Annotated in this window: 9 protein-coding genes; 5 read left to right on the forward strand and 4 right to left on the reverse strand. The window is 46.3% G+C overall.

Translation table 11 applies throughout. The annotated features are described in order from the left end of the window. Window position 1: 1 nt before the first annotated feature. The 3 genes from FTU00_RS01250 to FTU00_RS01260 all read right to left on the reverse strand — a co-directional run bounded on the left by FTU00_RS01250 (window position 2) and on the right by FTU00_RS01260 (window position 2,639). A complete protein-coding gene (locus tag FTU00_RS01250; protein ID WP_180034178.1) occupies window positions 2-715 on the reverse strand; it encodes an SCP2 domain-containing protein in 714 nt (237 codons plus the stop codon). A 14-nt stretch (window positions 716-729) separates the two neighbouring features. Further along, on the reverse strand, window positions 730-1,674 hold the full coding sequence (gene ubiE, locus FTU00_RS01255; protein WP_005232491.1) for a bifunctional demethylmenaquinone methyltransferase/2-methoxy-6-polyprenyl-1,4-benzoquinol methylase UbiE: 945 nt from the start codon (window positions 1,672-1,674) through the stop codon (window positions 730-732). A gap of 260 nt (window positions 1,675-1,934) precedes the next feature. Next, window positions 1,935-2,639, reverse strand: coding sequence for a hypothetical protein (locus FTU00_RS01260; RefSeq protein ID WP_104426682.1), 705 nt, complete (start codon window positions 2,637-2,639; stop codon window positions 1,935-1,937). 206 nt (window positions 2,640-2,845) lie between these two features. On the opposite strand from FTU00_RS01260, the gene FTU00_RS01265 reads away from it, so the two are divergent. Then, window positions 2,846-4,267 (forward strand): phosphate--AMP phosphotransferase, encoded by a 1,422-nt coding sequence (locus tag FTU00_RS01265; RefSeq protein ID WP_180031130.1) that lies wholly within the window; start codon window positions 2,846-2,848, stop codon window positions 4,265-4,267. Between the two features lie 48 nt (window positions 4,268-4,315). Here the strand turns inward: FTU00_RS01265 and FTU00_RS01270 are convergent, their stop codons facing one another. Further along, the gene (locus FTU00_RS01270) at window positions 4,316-4,819 is read right to left on the reverse strand and encodes a hypothetical protein (RefSeq protein WP_159123426.1); all 504 of its coding nucleotides are present in this window, start codon (window positions 4,817-4,819) and stop codon (window positions 4,316-4,318) included. A 178-nt stretch (window positions 4,820-4,997) separates the two neighbouring features. Here FTU00_RS01270 and FTU00_RS01275 point away from each other — a divergent pair, with 178 nt between their 5' ends. The 4 genes from FTU00_RS01275 (at window position 4,998) to rpsO (ending at window position 15,845) form a co-directional block, all read left to right on the forward strand. Continuing rightward, complete coding sequence (locus FTU00_RS01275) at window positions 4,998-8,711, forward strand: exodeoxyribonuclease V subunit gamma (protein ID WP_180178930.1); 3,714 nt, start codon at window positions 4,998-5,000, stop codon at window positions 8,709-8,711. After that, on the forward strand, window positions 8,708-12,835 hold the full coding sequence (locus FTU00_RS01280) for a UvrD-helicase domain-containing protein (RefSeq protein WP_180179001.1): 4,128 nt from the start codon (window positions 8,708-8,710) through the stop codon (window positions 12,833-12,835). The genes FTU00_RS01275 and FTU00_RS01280 overlap by 4 nt, the downstream gene beginning before the upstream one ends. A 71-nt stretch (window positions 12,836-12,906) precedes the next feature. Next, window positions 12,907-14,679: an exodeoxyribonuclease V subunit alpha gene (recD, locus tag FTU00_RS01285; protein WP_373686150.1), complete on the forward strand. Its 1,773-nt coding sequence runs from the start codon at window positions 12,907-12,909 to the stop codon at window positions 14,677-14,679. An 896-nt stretch (window positions 14,680-15,575) separates the two neighbouring features. Continuing rightward, complete coding sequence (rpsO, locus tag FTU00_RS01290; protein WP_004637724.1) at window positions 15,576-15,845, forward strand: 30S ribosomal protein S15; 270 nt, start codon at window positions 15,576-15,578, stop codon at window positions 15,843-15,845. Window positions 15,846-15,926 lie beyond the last annotated feature (81 nt).

Genomic DNA, 15,926 nt, shown 5'->3' on the forward strand with positions numbered 1-15,926 from the left:
CCTAGTATTGAGAAGGAATATGAGGTGTAGCAGGAGTAAATGGCTGATCAGTAGAATCGTCAGATTCAATCTGTGCCTGAAGCTGACGGATTTTGGCTTCGACGCGATCTAAATTCTGGTTCAGGATACGGGTATCCTGATTCAGGTCATCCATTTGCCAGCGCGGGGCAAAGAGACCACTATCTTCTTTCAGGGCATCTTCAGCGAAAAATAACTGGCTTTGCAAAGTGCGTTTTAAATGCTTCGGAGCCAGCTGCAACTTGCCAATTTCATGCGCCAGAGCAGGGCCAATCCAGGGACTTAAATGCGCCGCCAGATCAGGTTCAGCCTGCTGCATAATACGCTGGATTTCTTGCAGAAGTTTATAGTCACCTTGCAGCGGAATATTGCCGACTTCATCAGCAAGCAGCAGCTTAAGCAGCTCTACGACATTATTCACCTGTAGCGTCGCCGTTGCTTCAGGAATTTGAGTACTATTGGCTTCATAAGGGCGCTGTTCAAAAATCGAAGATTCTTCAGTATGACCGGTTGGCGTTGGTTCCAGACGAACCTTGCCCTCATCAAAGAAGACATCGACGGACAGTTGCGGTGAGGCAATGACCAGCCGCAACATTTTGCCGGCTAAAGCATTGAGCTGAATGCGGGTAATCGCATCCAGATCAATCATATGATGAATCAGGCGTTCAACAGCACCGAGAGCGAGAAGTGACCACATATCGGGTACGACCCTTAAAGCTTGAAGCCACGGTGAACGGCAACGATACCGCCGGTCAGATTGTGATAATCACAGTTCTGGAAGCCAGCATTTTCCATCATACCTTTTAAAGTACGCTGGTCTGGATGCATACGGATTGATTCAGCCAAGTATTTATAGCTTTCTGAATCATTTGCCACGATTTTGCCCATGATTGGTAAAGCGGTGAATGAATACAGGTCATACAGTTTTGAGAATGGCTCAAAAACTGGTTTAGAGAATTCCAGAATCAGTAAACGACCACCTGGCTTAAGCACACGATACATGGCTGCCAGTGCAGCATCTTTATCGGTGACGTTACGCAGACCAAAAGAAATCGTTACCAGGTCAAAGCTGTTGTCGGCAAATGGCTCTAGAGTTTCTGCATTCGCCAGAACGAAATCAACATTGGTACAGCCGGCATCAATCAGACGATCACGGCCAACATTCAGCATGGATTCGTTAATATCAGACAGTACTACATGACCGGTAGGGCCCACTTCACGGCTAAATACTTTGGCCAGGTCGCCTGTACCGCCAGCAATATCCAGCACATGCTGGCCACGGCGCACGCCTGACATATTAATCGCAAAACGTTTCCACAGACGGTGAATGCCGAATGACATCAGGTCATTCATGATATCGTATTTGCTGGCCACCGAATGGAATACTTCAGCCACTTTCTGGGCTTTTTCGTCACTGCTCACAGTCTTGTAGCCGAAGTGCGTGGTTGGACCGACGTTACCGGTATTGGCACCGCGTGGCAGGTTATATTTAGGGACAGTTCCAGTCACAGGCGTATCGGTCAGGCGTTGTTCTAGAGATTGTTGCTGACCTTGTGGAGCGCCTTGCGGAAGCGGAGTGGTTAAGAATGGGCTCACTTTGTCTGTCTGTTGTGCCGACTCGGGTGTAGGGGTAGGCGTTTGATTTTCATTCGACATTGGAGTCACTCCTAACATATCAATCGGGTTAATCTTGCATTGCCTGCATAATGACAGATTCTTGGATGTTATTCAGCAATCATGATGCAATTGTTATGAATAATATACAGAAAAATAGGAATATGGGCGGAAATCTTCACTGCCAGTGATCGAATAATTCATATGATTTATCACTGGCGATGGCCTGCCATAAAAACCTGAAAATATCAGGATCAGGCAGGACCGCAAGCCTTCCTCATCATGGATGGGACAGGAGTGTATTATTGGAATGGTGTTGGATCACCTGAATGCACCTTATCAATAATACCGCGTTCAATCGCAGTAAAGTCATGCACGAATTTTTCTGCCGACTTTAACGGTTTCATGGCCTGGAAACCGTCCTGCATAAACTCATACATCACCTGAAAATGATATTTATTGGCTGCGCCTTTACACATCTTGAAGGCGGTATAAACCACAAAGGAACGCATATATTTATCCAGGCTGACACCCAGCTGATCCAGCAATGCCAGCTGTTTCAAGCGCGCCTCACCCTGATCCAGTTTCAGATAGGTCACACGCATCATTTCATCGGTCAATGGTGCGTTGGCAGGATAATCCTCTAAAAGCTGGATTGCGACCTGTTCATCCAGCTGTACCGCCAGAATCGCCAGTTCGACACCTGAGGTTCCGGTTTTTAGGGCATTTTCCGGAATCATTTTTTCTGCCTTGTGCGCATATTTCATCAGTCGGGCAATCTGCTCGGCCAGTGCATCAAAGTCCGGGCCGCCGTAGAGCCGGTTCAGGAAATATTCGGCCATCAGCTGGTTATTTTTTTCAGAAAAATGCTGATGATGGCTACGCTGCATCCGTGCCTTTTGCCATGCCTGCACATCCTGTAAACGGCTTAAAATTTCAGGCTGAGTGTGATACTTCAGCTGATAATACTGTTCTAAGAGTTCATCTAATCGGGCAAGTTTGGACATGTATTTTCAAATATGATTTTTCGATCTCAGAATCTTAGAGGGTGTGGCGCAATCTCGCTATGACAAATTGATCAATGATTCCTTATTTGAATGTCAATTTGCTGTTTAAACAGACAATCTAATCGTGTGAAAAACGTTGCTAATGCTATTTTTGCGTTCAGACTCCTCGCTATACTGCCCACAAGAATAAAAGATGAGGGATCTCCATGCGTACAGAAGAACAAAGTTTCCAGTTAATGGATGAAGACGAGCTATCCCTTGCATTGATCAATGCCCAGTATGATCTGAGAAAAACCCAAGGTCAGAAAAATGGCAAAAGCCTGATTGTTCTGGTCAATGGAATCGAGCTGGCAGGTAAGGGCGAAGCAGTCAAACAGTTACGTGAATGGGTAGATCCTCGTTATTTGCAGGTGAAGGCCGATCAGCCGCAAGTATTAGGAGAAAAACAGACCTTCTGGCAACCCTATACACGGTTTATTCCTGCCCAAGGCCAGATCATGGTCTTGTTTGGTAACTGGTACAGCGATCTGCTCAGAACCACCATGCAGACTGGTGCCATTGATGATGCCCAGTTTGATGCCTATCTGGAAGATATGCGTGTCTTTGAGCAGGATCTAAAAAATAACTATGTTGATGTGGTCAAGGTCTGGTTCGACTTGCCTTGGAAAACGCTACAAAAACGCCTGGATCAGATTGATCCGAGTGAAATGCAGTGGCACAAACTGCATGGCCTGGACTGGCGCGACAAAAAAAAGTACGACACCGTGCAGCGTTTGCGAGAGCGGTTTACTAAAGACGACGACTGGCTGATCATTGATGGGGAAGATGAAAAACGGCGTGACCAGCAGTTTGCACAGCATATTTTGCAGGCTTTAAAACATTGTCCGAATCATCCGGTTCGGGCCAAAGGACGATGGAAACAGGCCAAAATTCCAGAATTATTGCAGCATCCTTCGCAAGAGCTTGCCAAGACAGAGGACTATAAGGCGGAACTGAAAAAACTGTCTCCTCAGGTGGCCAAGGCGCTGCGCTCAGACCCACGTAATGTGATTTTGCTGTTTGAAGGGATGGATGCAGCAGGCAAGGGCGGAGCAATCAAGCGGATTGTGAAAAAGCTGGATCCACGTGAATATGAAATCCAGACCATCGGGGCGCCGGAAAAATATGAACTGAATCGTCCTTATTTATGGCGTTTCTGGAACAAGCTGCAAACTGATGATGATATCTGTATTTTTGACCGCTCCTGGTATGGTCGGGTGCTGGTAGAACGGGTAGAAGGCTTTGCCAGCCCGGCAGAATGGCAGCGGGCCTATGATGAAATTAACCGATTTGAACAGAGCCTGATTAACCATCAAACCGTAATTATTAAATTCTGGCTGGCGATTTCCCAGGAAGAGCAGGCGGCCCGTTTCAAGGCGCGTGAAGATACCCCACATAAGCGCTTTAAAATCACCGATGAGGACTGGCGTAACCGGGAACGTTGGGATGATTATTTAAAAGCGGCAGCCGACATGTTTGAACGTACGTCGACAGAACAGGCACCATGGCATATTATTGCCACTGATGATAAAAACACCGCTCGGGTCGAAATTTTAAAAACAATTTTAAAGCAGCTTCAGGCAGATTAATCTGCCTGAGTTTTGAAAAGTTTGGGGATAAAAAATGGGGCGGGAAATTTATTTGCCTTGAGCAATCTGTTTTTGCTGGATATTTTTTGCTGTGCGATAACAATCTTCAACATGCGCTTCAGCAATTTTCTTCATGACAAAATAACCGAGGCTCGCGGCTACCAGTTGACCACCCAGCGGAATGAATTTTGTGACTTGCTTTGTGATCACTTTCGCTGCAACATTGTTCAAAGATTTTTTGACTGCTGTACGTGCTACTACCAGACCGGAAAACTCGATTCCGCGTTTACGCAGTTCATTCCAGTGCACCTGCTTGGTTGCAGGATCAAACACACTGATCTGTTCAGGGGCCAGACCAAAGCGGGCATTGATCTCCGGGATCAGTTGCGACAGAATGCCGACATCAATGACCACGTCCAGAAATGGCACCGGAATCACAGCTGCTCCGGCAGAATAATAGGCACGTTTTTTGGTTAGCTCTAAGCACTCGTTGCGAATTCTGTCTAAATCTAAACTTGGATCGATACGATCTGGAATTTTGTCTAATTTCATGGGCATTACCTAAAGCTAGATGTTGTTTTTTTCTGTTCAAACATCAATAAGATGCTTTTTTCAAAGAACTTTTTTGACTGAAGTATGAGTTTTAAAGTGACATAGACAGTTCGGTAAGTATAGTAAATAATCTTTATCATTTTGTAGTACTGCTCCATCTCATTTTTCAGGGGAAACGATGGCAATTCATGTTATTCAGAGTCAACGCATTGATGTGCTTTTGGATAGTATGCTGCGTATCGTCAACCAGAGCGCAAAAAATCCCTTGGCTGTGTTACAGCCGCGGCATTTTATTGTGCCATCTCCTGCAGTCGAGGCCTGGCTGACCCAAAAAATTGCCGAGAAAAAGGGCATCAGTGCCAATACCCAGTTTCATCATCGGATCCGTGCCTTTCAGTGGACTTCCTATCAGTGGGTGCTGAATAATCCCAAAGAAGTCGAACAGGTTCGTGAAGCCAATATTCCCCGAATTATTATTAAATGGCGGGTATTTCAGGCATTACGTAAATGCATTTTGCCTGAGCAGATTCCATTAGAGATCGATCATCCACTGTATTCGATTATCAAACGGATTTATGACAGCGCAGATCGTCTGGAACAGGGCATAGAGAAGCAGCTGAAAAAACAAAGCATGCTGTACTGGGTATCCGAACAGGTCTCGCGCCTGTTTAGCCATTATATGGATTACCGTGGTTATTGCGCGCGGAATTGCCCACCACAGGAATGTCGTTGTCCCACTAACTGGCTGGCGTCCTGGGGGCAGGATATTGCGCTCGATGTTGAGCATATGATCTATATTCCTAAAGATGAAAATGGCCATGAAATTCCGGTGGCAGACTTCGTCAAGATTCAGGCACGCGAACTGGAAGCCTGGCAGCGCTGGTTGTGGCAGCATGTCTTTCAGGATGATTATGCCAAGATTCTGGACATCGAACAGATGTACTGGGAACGTCTGGAAAATGAAGATACTCAGGTACAGGCTTTAAAACGTTTGCCAGAACAGGTCGTGGTCTTTACCTTGCTAGAATTGCCACCGAGTCAGCTGGATTTCTTGCGCCGTCTCGGTCAATACATCGATATTTATATTTTCCACTTTAACCCGTCACAGGAATACTGGGCCGATAGTGTCGATCCAGACTGGAAAGCACGTTATGACCTTGGCGTGCAGGAACGTTTCATCAAGAAATTTGAAAAATCTCAGGGACGTTTGCCGACTGATACCGAAATCCAGCATTTCTTTGCAGCCTTTCAGTTGAACTTTAATGCCGAAGACCGAGAATCGCGTCATCCCTTGCTGACCCGCTTTGGCAAGCAGGCACGTGATCATTTCTCGTTATTGTCCAAACTGTCTTCAGGTGAAGAAGGTCTCTGGGCCGATGCTTTCGTGGATGAATATCAGGATAAGTTACTGGCCAAAATCCAGTCGGATATTTTGTACCTGCTGGAACCGGAAAAACACCAGTATCCGCTCAAACCCGACGATGATTCGGTACAGATTCATGTCTGTCATTCCTCACTGCGCCAGCTGGAAGTCTTAAAAGAACAGATGATTCACTGGCTGGCCCAAGGCACGGAAGATGCCCCACGTCAGCCGAGCGATATTCTGGTGCTGGCCCCGAACCTGAAAGAGCTGGAGCCGGCGATCCGGAGTGTCTTTGCACCACCACCGCGAGAACGGGAAGGCCATAGCCAGCGTCTGCAAAAAGACAACCTATATCTGCCAATCCAGATTGCCGGGGTGTCCCGACTCGATGTCAGCAATGCCTGGCGCGCGGTACTGGGCCGGATTCAGCTGGTGCATCGACGTTTCAGTATCGAAGATTTTGCCGACTGGCTCAGCCTGAATGCGACCCAGCAACTATATGCGCTGGACTACGCGCAAGTTGAGCGCATGTTGCAGTTACTGGGCGAAGCGGGCTTTAAACGCGGTCTGGATCAGCAGCATTTACAGCAAAGCCTGACTGCCGGTGATGAAGACTACCGCTTCAGTTTTAAGTTTGCGCTGGATCGGCTGGCACTCGGGCTTGCAGTTCCGGAACATGCCCTGTTTCAGGATACCTTAAGCTATGCTCGGGTCTTGAGTAGTGATTTTCCTCTCATTTCGACTCTGATCCAGATTTATCAGGATCTGGTACAGCGCCGTGACTGGCTGATTTTGCATGAACAGGGACAACGTACCCCGGTAAAAACTTGGCTGGAATATCTGCGTGAAGACTTGAATGAGTTCCGTGAAGCCGGGGTTGAGTCCTTAAAGACGGTCGCAGAAATCATTGACAAGCAGATGCGGATGCTGACGTTGGCCGATTACCATGATCAGGATGATCCGCAGGCCAGCCAGGAGCTGGTCGCCTTAAGTCTGCCATTGCCTTATGTACTGGAAGAAATTCAGAATACGTTGGAGATGCAACTGGATCAGGCCGAGCCGACCGGACAAATTACCTTTAGTCAAATCGGCCAGATCCGTCCGTTGCCGTATAAGCTGGTGGTGATGCTGAATCTGGATACCGGTAAATTTCCGAGCCGGAATCAGCAGGTGCCATTTGACCTGATGAACAGTCTGAAGCCGCAACTAGGGGATCGTTCCCGTCTGGATGATGACCAAGGTGCTTTTCTGGATGCATTGCTATTGGCGCAGGACAATTTATGGCTGTTCTATAATGGCTTTGATGTTGATGATGGTGAAGCGCGTGATCCATCCACTTCATTGCAGGAACTGATCCAGCATATTGCCCTGATCTGCCAGTCAGACCAGCCCGATGCTGAAGTCGATGAAACGGTTGAGATGAATGGTTTGAGCGTGGCCAAGCATATCCGTCAGCTCTATCATGTGCATCCACTACAGCCGTTCGATCCGATCGGTTACGTCGAATCTCATACTCCACGTTATCAGACCCAGTGGTTTGCTGTAGCAGAATATATTCGCAGTGCAGAGGGCAAGCGCAGCAGCTGGATCAATGCCCATTATCCGGCCTTGATGCAGAAAGAAATCCGGGTGCTGAAAGGGGATGAGTGGATTCGTGACATGATTTTCCCAGCACGTCTATTCCTGAAAAGTATCGGTGTTTCCAGTGTGAGATATGCCGATCTGCCAAGTTCACGAGAACCCTTATTGCTGAATAAACTGGAACAGTATCAGGTCCGTGATTTCCTATTACAACAGGATCAAGAGATTGAGCCACAGCTGATGCTGGACCGCTTGCCGGTCGGAAAAACTCAGGAAGCGACCTGGCTCAGCAGTCAGCAGGAACAGCAATCGCTAAAAGAACGTTTATTGCAGCTGAATAAAGAGCTGACACCTGTAACGCAGCAAACTTGGCAATATAACCCTGAATTGCTGATTCATATTACCTTGCCGCAAGTGCCGCACAGCAGTTACTGGCTGAGTATGCAGTCTTCCTCCGCTTCGGAAAAACGTCGGGCACAGGTCTGGCTGGAATATCTGCTCTGGCTGGCCTATCTGAATAATGATGAACTGTCGCCGCAGCTGGAACGGATTGTCATTTTCAGTAATAAAACCCTGAAATTCTCCGGACTGCGTTCTAGTCAGGCACGTCATCATTTACAGGCTTGGCTGAAAGCTTGGGAAGTGGGACAGACCCAGCCGCTGGTATTGCCTGCCGAATTGCTGATGAAAAAAGCCTGGGAATGGACCGAAAATGAACAGGGACAGATCACCATTGCCGAGATGCAGGAACTGCTAAAAGCCTGGAACAACAGCTATGAAAGTGCCAAGCCTTTGGCCAGCGATGAATCCAGCCAGTTGCATCAGGACTGGCAGTTTATTTTGCAGGATCAGGACCCGGATCTGGCCTTGCAACGCTGTTGCCATGACTTTGCCCATGCGCTATATGCGCCGATTCATGAACATCTGGAATGGATAAAAGAACAATGACCATGTTACCGAACCAGAGCAGTAAAAAGATTTCAACCAATCCGATTCAGGACATGCGCTTTAGCGGCCTGCACTGGATTGAAGCTTCGGCGGGGACGGGTAAGACCTATACCTTATCCAGTTTGATGGTGCGGATTTTTCTGGATCAGTATTATCCGCATCAGGTGATTGCCACAACCTTTACCCGTAAGGCTACAGCTGAACTGAAAAACCGGGTACGTCTTAGGGTTGAAGAAACACTAGCCTTCATTCAGCGTCATCAGGAGCTGAATTCGGTCGAAATCACCGCCAAAATCCAGACTGAATCGGATCCACTATTTCAGCAGGTGTTGAAAGATTATGGCTCACGCATGGACTATGCCCGGCGCCGTCTACGTCTGGTTCTGAACCAGCTGGATGAGCTGTTTGTCGGAACACTGGACAGCTTTAGCCAGAAATTATTGCGTGAATTTGCCTTTGAAAGCGGCAAGATTGAACGGGCCGAACTGACTGAAGATCAGGACCTATATATCCAGCAGCTGATTCATGATGTGCTACGAGAATGGATCCAGCAGCAGCCGCAGTATATGGTCAATCATCTATATCTGCAAAACCTGTTGAAACCAGTAGAACACTATACTGGACTAGTTCGTGATGCTCTAAATTTCCGTGTGCAATACTTTCAGAAGGTAGAAAAAGTCGAATGGGATCTAGCTGAACTAGAGCACTGCATCCAGCGCTTATTCGATGTGCATGAATATGAAATTGAAATCATTCGGGAGTATTGCCAGAATTCTCCGAAGTATTTTCATAAGAGTTTTTTGACCAGATTAAGTGACGTTTGTGAAAACTTTATGACCTGGATGGCGGCACTGAAAACCAAAGGTGTGATGAGCTTTTTTGATCCAGAACTGCATGCGATCTTATTGAATCTGTGTTATTTGCGCCGCAAGAAAACCGATTTTCAACCGGTCTCAATGAAGCAAGTATTTAACAAAAGCTGTCCGGAAGCAGAGCAGCAGCAGATTCTGCAACATAGCCTGATTCAGGCCATTGATGGATTGTGCGAAGTCAAAGAGAAGATGGATGCACAGTTGAAGCAGCTGACCACCTATCTTGAATATCATATTATTCGCAGTGTGCAGAACCGTCTGCCGCAAACCTTGCAAAAACAGGGTGAAACCACATTTTCCCAACAGATTCGAACCTTGGCTGAAGCTTTACAGGGACAGCAAGGTCAACGCTTTGCCCAGTTTGTACAGGCACGCTATCCACTCATTCTGGTGGATGAATTTCAGGATACCAACCAGGATCAGGATGATCTGCTGGCTAAAATCTGGCGTGATCCGAATCGAGTCAAAGCCGGTTGTATGATCATGGTGGGTGATCCGAAACAGGCGATTTACGGTTTCCGTGGCGGTGACATGCTGACCTATAACAAGGCGCGTGCCGATGTGCTGCAAAAGCAGGGCCGTGAATATACTCTGATCCAGAACCATCGCTCGGTAAAGCCTTTAGTCGAGGTGGTGGACGCGTTGTTTCAACGCCAGATGGATTTTGGTGAACAGGTGCATTACACCCTGATTCAGGCGGGGAGCCGGCCACATCCGGATTTAATCGATAAAACGCTGAGCAATCCGCATCCACTGCGCTGGATTCAACTCGGTGAACAGGACGTTGAAGCGGATCAGGTGGTCTGGAAAATCCGCCAGTTATTGAATCAGTCTGAACAGCAGCAACTGTATTTCCAGCAGGGTGACAATGTTCGGCACTTAAAAGCGGATGATATTGCAGTCCTGAGTTTTGGCCATTATGCGCTGGAACAGGTCAAGCAGCGTCTGCAACGTATGGGTATTCCCTGTTATAAGGAATCCAAGCAGAGCATCTTTGCCAGCCCGGTGGCTCAGGATGTTGCAGCTGTTCTGACCGCGATCATGGAGCCTTTTAATGAAGCCAAAGTCAAACGTGCCTTATTGACCCGTTTATTGGGCTTTAACCTGAAAAAGCTAATCGAACTGCAAGAGCAGAGCGAAGGTCTAAGCCGCTATATTGCCGATTTTGATGCCATCCGGGAAATGTGGTTTGAAAAAGGGTTTCTGACGGCCTGGAATTATGCCTTAAACCTGTTTCAGGTCTGGACCAATCTGGTTGCAAGCCAGAGCCTGGACAATGAACGGGTAGTGGTGAATTTACGTCATCTGACCGAGATCCTGTGTCAGCAAAGTGAATATTATCAGGGTGCTCAAAAGCTGTATCACTGGTATTTGCGTCAGTTGCAATCACCTTCAGGCAAGGATAACGAAAAAGAGCGAAAACTCTCTGGCGATCATGGGGTACAGCTCTTAACCATCCATGCTTCCAAAGGTCTGGAATTTAAAGTGGTGTTCCTGTTAGGTGCCGATGCACCTTTTGATGTAAATAAGGGGAATTTGAACTTTTCCCTGTCAGCCGCAGAAAATGTACTGGAACAATCCCGGGTGATTACAGTTAACCATAAGGACTTGCATGAGCAGGCAATTTTGCAAAATGCAGCCCGGAATGCCGCAGAAAATCACCGGCTTTGGTATGTGGCACTGACCCGGGCCAGTCACCGGGTTTATGCCATGTTGCAAGATCAGAGCGGACAGGCGGATTCAGGCCTGGCATTCTGGCGTGGACAAGGTGAGGCGGCATTTCAGCATGCCCTAAGTCTGCTGGAACAACCTCTGGCTTCTGAGCCGCCTAGAATTGTGGCAAAACAGACAGAAGCACCGTTACAGATGCAGGCTCATCCTTTACCGGAGCGACAGTTCTATCCACGGACCAAAACCAGTTTTACTGCACTGTCACAGCATCTCCCGCATCAGGCAATATTGCAGGATGATCTGGTCATCGCTTCTGAACATCCAGACAGTGCTGCAGATGAAATGAATCTGCTAGAACTGGAACAGCAGGCAGCCAGTCAACCACTGGACTGGATCAAGCTGAATTTTCCTAAAGGCACGGTGGCCGGAACCTTCTTGCACAGTATTTTTGAGCATATCGATTTTCAGGATCGCAGTTACTGGAATCTGGAAATCCGCCGCCGTTTTAAAAATACCGCACCACAAATCTGGCAGGAACTGAAAGAGAAATTTCATCAGGCCTTTCATGTTCGTGCATTGTTACAGCAGGCATTTACTCAGGGCTATCAGACGGCCTGTGTGAATTTACAGACCCTGTTCAGTCAGGTGGCTCGTCAAGGTCAAATGCAGCCGGAGAAATTGCAGCAAAGTATGCAAAAAGTACTCTCCAGCCTGAATTATAAAATCCTGACCGGAATTCGTCTGCATGATCAGAGTGAAGCTTATCGTCAGGAATGGCAGCAGTTTTTCCGTTCAGCTCAAACATTCGATCACTCTGAATGGTTGAACTTCTTAGGGCAGTTTCAGCGCTATTTTACAGAACTGGATGATGAACCTTTTATCCAGTTTTTCGAACAGGAAATGGCGCAGATGATGCCTGCTGAGACAGCAGCGCAACTGGATGTAGAAGCCGTTTTTCAGCAGGCATTCGATCATTTCATTGATGAGATGATTGAAGATCTTCTGCTCAATCGGGTTCATGACTGGCTCAAAGAAATTCTGGCTGCACCCCTACAGGCAGAGTTCAGCCTGGAGCAGTTGCAGCAAGGTACTTATTTGTCTGAATTCCCGTTTTACCTGTCTTTAACCGATGTGCCGTTACAGATTCGTCAGATCCAGCAACTGTTTGCCGAGCATGATATTCTCATGCCTGATTTTAATGAGGCAAAATCAGCACGCTATCTGACCGGTTCTATCGATTTGGTTTATTTTGATGGCCAGCGTTATCATATTGCCGATTATAAAAGCAATTTTCTCGGGCCGGATCAGCAGCATTACACGGCCGAGGCCATCCAGCAGAATATGACCCACTCCAGTTACTGGCTGCAAGCGGCCTTATATCTGGTGGCATTGCATCGTTATCTAAGCGTGAACATGCAGGGATATGACATGCAGCAGCATCTGGGTGGGGCGACTTATCTGTATTTGCGCGGTATGAATGGTCAGGCTGAACAAGGCGCTTATCACTGGCAGCCTGGTCTGGAATTTATTCTGAAACTGGATGAAATTCTGGGCTATTTTGAGCAGAAAAAATCAGCATAATTTTGATGATTTATAAAATTTTAAGAGTTTAAACAGAAGATTATCCTGTGGATAACTTTGAGGATAACTGTGTGGAAAATGAGCAAATTCACGTGTCTCAGCAATCAGCCCATTTAATGGCCTGGATTGACTATCTATGTCAGCCACCGTTCAGTTCGGCGACCTTTGATGCTGCCGCAAAATTGCTGATTCAGCAGCTCCTTGAAGCGATGCAGGAGGGCAATAGTTGTATTCCGGCCAGTGCTGAGCAAAAAGCTCTATTGCATCATTTGGTATTGGATCGTAGCCAGCAGGCTCAAGGCATTGCACCTTTTATTTTTGAAAACCAGCAATTGTATTTATACCGCTACTGGCAGCTGGAACAAGCGGTCGCCACCCAGATCGCCCGGATCAAGTCACAAGCCATCACACCAGTAAATTTAAGTGAGCGTGATCGTAACCTCCTGACAGATCCACAGCAAAAGCAAGCGCTGGAAATGGTCGCCAAGCAGGGACTGAATATTATTACCGGTGGGCCAGGAACTGGTAAAACCTACACCTTGGCACATATGATTGCTGTACTACATGAAGCCCTACCCAATATCCGGATTGCGATGGCTGCTCCGACGGGTAAAGCGGCGCAGCGGATGCAAGAGGCCTTGCAGAAAGCTTTACATAGTGAAAAGTTACAAGCTTTTGAACTGGAGGCTTTAAAGCAGGTTCAACCCGTTACTTTGCACCGCTTACTGGGCTTGGGGCGGTTGGGACGCCCACGGTTTCATGCCAAGCAGCCTTTACCCTATGATGTGATCGTGGTTGATGAAGCATCCATGTTGGACTTAAGCGTGTCACAGATGCTTCTTGCTGCAGTGCCAGATTCAGCCCGCTTAATTTTATTAGGCGATGCAGATCAGCTGGCCTCGGTGGATGTCGGCACTGTACTGGCAGATTTACAGCAGACTTCTGTTTTGGCGGATAACCGAGTGAATTTAATCACGACGCGCCGTTTTGCTTCAGGCGCCCGGATTGGAGCGATGGCACACTTTATCCAGCAGGAGCATGTTCCAGCATCAGTTTTAAACCAGTTTGAACAACAAGTAGTTACTGCGAGTGAGCTGCAAGCAATTGCACTGGACCAAGTGGAAATTGACCAGCTGCAACTGCAATATTTGTCAGAAATAAACCCAACTACAGGTCTACAGTTAGACCAATATTATGATCAACTGATGTATGGCTATCAGGGTTATGCAGACGCGATCAAGCTGGCTCAGGATCAGGCTGGTTTCGAGCAATATGTGCAGCAGGCAATTCAGTACTTTGATCATTACCGGATTCTTACAGCAATTCGGCATGGTGATCTGGGTTTGAATAAAATCAATCAGCAGATTGAACAGCGTTTTCTGGCCAGTGTAGGCAAGTTAAAACAGGGCGACTGGTATACCGGTCGACCAGTGATGATGACTTATAACGATTATCAGCTGGGTCTGTCCAATGGTGATATTGGCATCTGTTTCTGGAGAGAACAAGAAGGACAGTCACAATTTGAAGTGTATTTCCCGAGCTTAGAAAAATGGGTGCTGGCGACCCGCTTACCGAAAAGTATCGAAACGGCATTTGCTTTGACGATTCATAAATCGCAAGGTTCAGAATTTACTCATACGGCTGTAGTACTCGATCAACAGGCCAAAAATTTGCTGAGTAAGGAACTGATTTATACAGCGATTACCCGGGCCAAAAAAGTTGTGAGCTTACTGGTAGATCGCGACGCGTTTACACAAGCGCTATGCGTCAGAACCACACGAAAGAGTGGCTTAAGCGAAAAAATACTTGAACAATGCAACAATCTATTGGCAAAAAATAAATAACTGTTGTAGGTAAATGCTTACATGGATTCAGGAAATTGGCGCATGGAGCTTTTACTCGGTTTTTGAGAAGATTGGTCACACAAAAGAACTCAACACGGAAAGTTGGGTATAAATCGCATAATAAGAACAAGAATGTCACCAGACAGCGAACTTACAGTGAAGTAAGTGAAAGAGGAAACTTACAGCCGCTAAGCCTTGTAGTTTTGGGAGAGACTACAAGGCTTTTTTATATCTGCCATTAATGGAATTTTGCCGTAATCTTATAGTTCAATTAAGTTGGCAGAATAAGTAAATTTAAGTAAATAGTGTAATTAAAAGATATATAAGTGTAATATTTTGCAAATTTCGATGACAATTTTGTACGCAATGGCTTACAGCGAGTGAGGATAAATGCCTCTATGAGCATTTCGACAATATGGCAAAATCTACCACACAAGGAAGTTATTTTTAGTCAGGAAGATTTGAAAATAATAAAGCGTAAAACGCACTAAAAAAAAAACAATAAATAAAAAATGATAATAGAAGAAACTACAGCGCGAAAAAGCCCGAGTTTACTCGGGCTTTTTTTTATCATTTATTTCTAAGCGCGACCAGAAATATTTTAAATATAAAAAGATCAGTTAATTTCTGCAGTTATCTAAACAGCTATTCGTAAGCCAGATCAAGTCCAATTCCTGAAATTATGTGTAAATTGAACCATATGGGATTTCTTCATATCAGTAAATAAGCCAAGACAGCTGGCAGTTAAAACTATCAAAATTCATGATCTATTTTTGCAATCTGACGCAATTTCCCTTAAAATATGCAACTTGCTGTAGTGATGCACGGCAGTCAATGTATTGAATTCTCATTACTTTGATTTTTATCAAGATATATAAGCATCTCGGAGAAATCGAATGGCTTTAACAAACGCAGATCGCGCAGAGATCATTGCTAAATTTGCTCGCGCTGAAAACGACACTGGTTCACCAGAAGTTCAAGTAGCTCTTTTAACTGCTCAAATCAATGACTTACAAGGTCACTTCAAAGAGCACAAACACGACCATCATAGCCGTCGCGGTCTGATCCGTATGGTTAACCAACGTCGTAAGCTTCTTGACTACCTAAATGGTAAAGACCACGGTCGTTATGTTGCATTGATCGGTGCTTTAGGTTTACGTCGTTAATTCGATTTAAACTTTATTTTCGGGTTTATTGCATGCCTTGTGCTTTATTGCTGAAAACTAAAGTCGGTTTAGCCTTTGGCT

Origin of the sequence: Acinetobacter sp. YH12041 (assembly GCF_013419975.1) — a bacterium.
Classification (GTDB): domain Bacteria; phylum Pseudomonadota; class Gammaproteobacteria; order Pseudomonadales; family Moraxellaceae; genus Acinetobacter.

Coding starts and splice junctions, on each gene's coding strand:
- FTU00_RS01250 (WP_180034178.1), bottom strand. CDS start 715: ATGTGGTCACTTCTCGCTCTCGGTGCTGTTGAACGCCTGATTCATCAT.
- ubiE (WP_005232491.1), bottom strand. CDS start 1,674: ATGTCGAATGAAAATCAAACGCCTACCCCTACACCCGAGTCGGCACAA.
- FTU00_RS01260 (WP_104426682.1), bottom strand. CDS start 2,639: ATGTCCAAACTTGCCCGATTAGATGAACTCTTAGAACAGTATTATCAG.
- FTU00_RS01265 (WP_180031130.1), top strand. CDS start 2,846: ATGCGTACAGAAGAACAAAGTTTCCAGTTAATGGATGAAGACGAGCTA.
- FTU00_RS01270 (WP_159123426.1), bottom strand. CDS start 4,819: ATGAAATTAGACAAAATTCCAGATCGTATCGATCCAAGTTTAGATTTA.
- FTU00_RS01275 (WP_180178930.1), top strand. CDS start 4,998: ATGGCAATTCATGTTATTCAGAGTCAACGCATTGATGTGCTTTTGGAT.
- FTU00_RS01280 (WP_180179001.1), top strand. CDS start 8,708: ATGACCATGTTACCGAACCAGAGCAGTAAAAAGATTTCAACCAATCCG.
- rpsO (WP_004637724.1), top strand. CDS start 15,576: ATGGCTTTAACAAACGCAGATCGCGCAGAGATCATTGCTAAATTTGCT.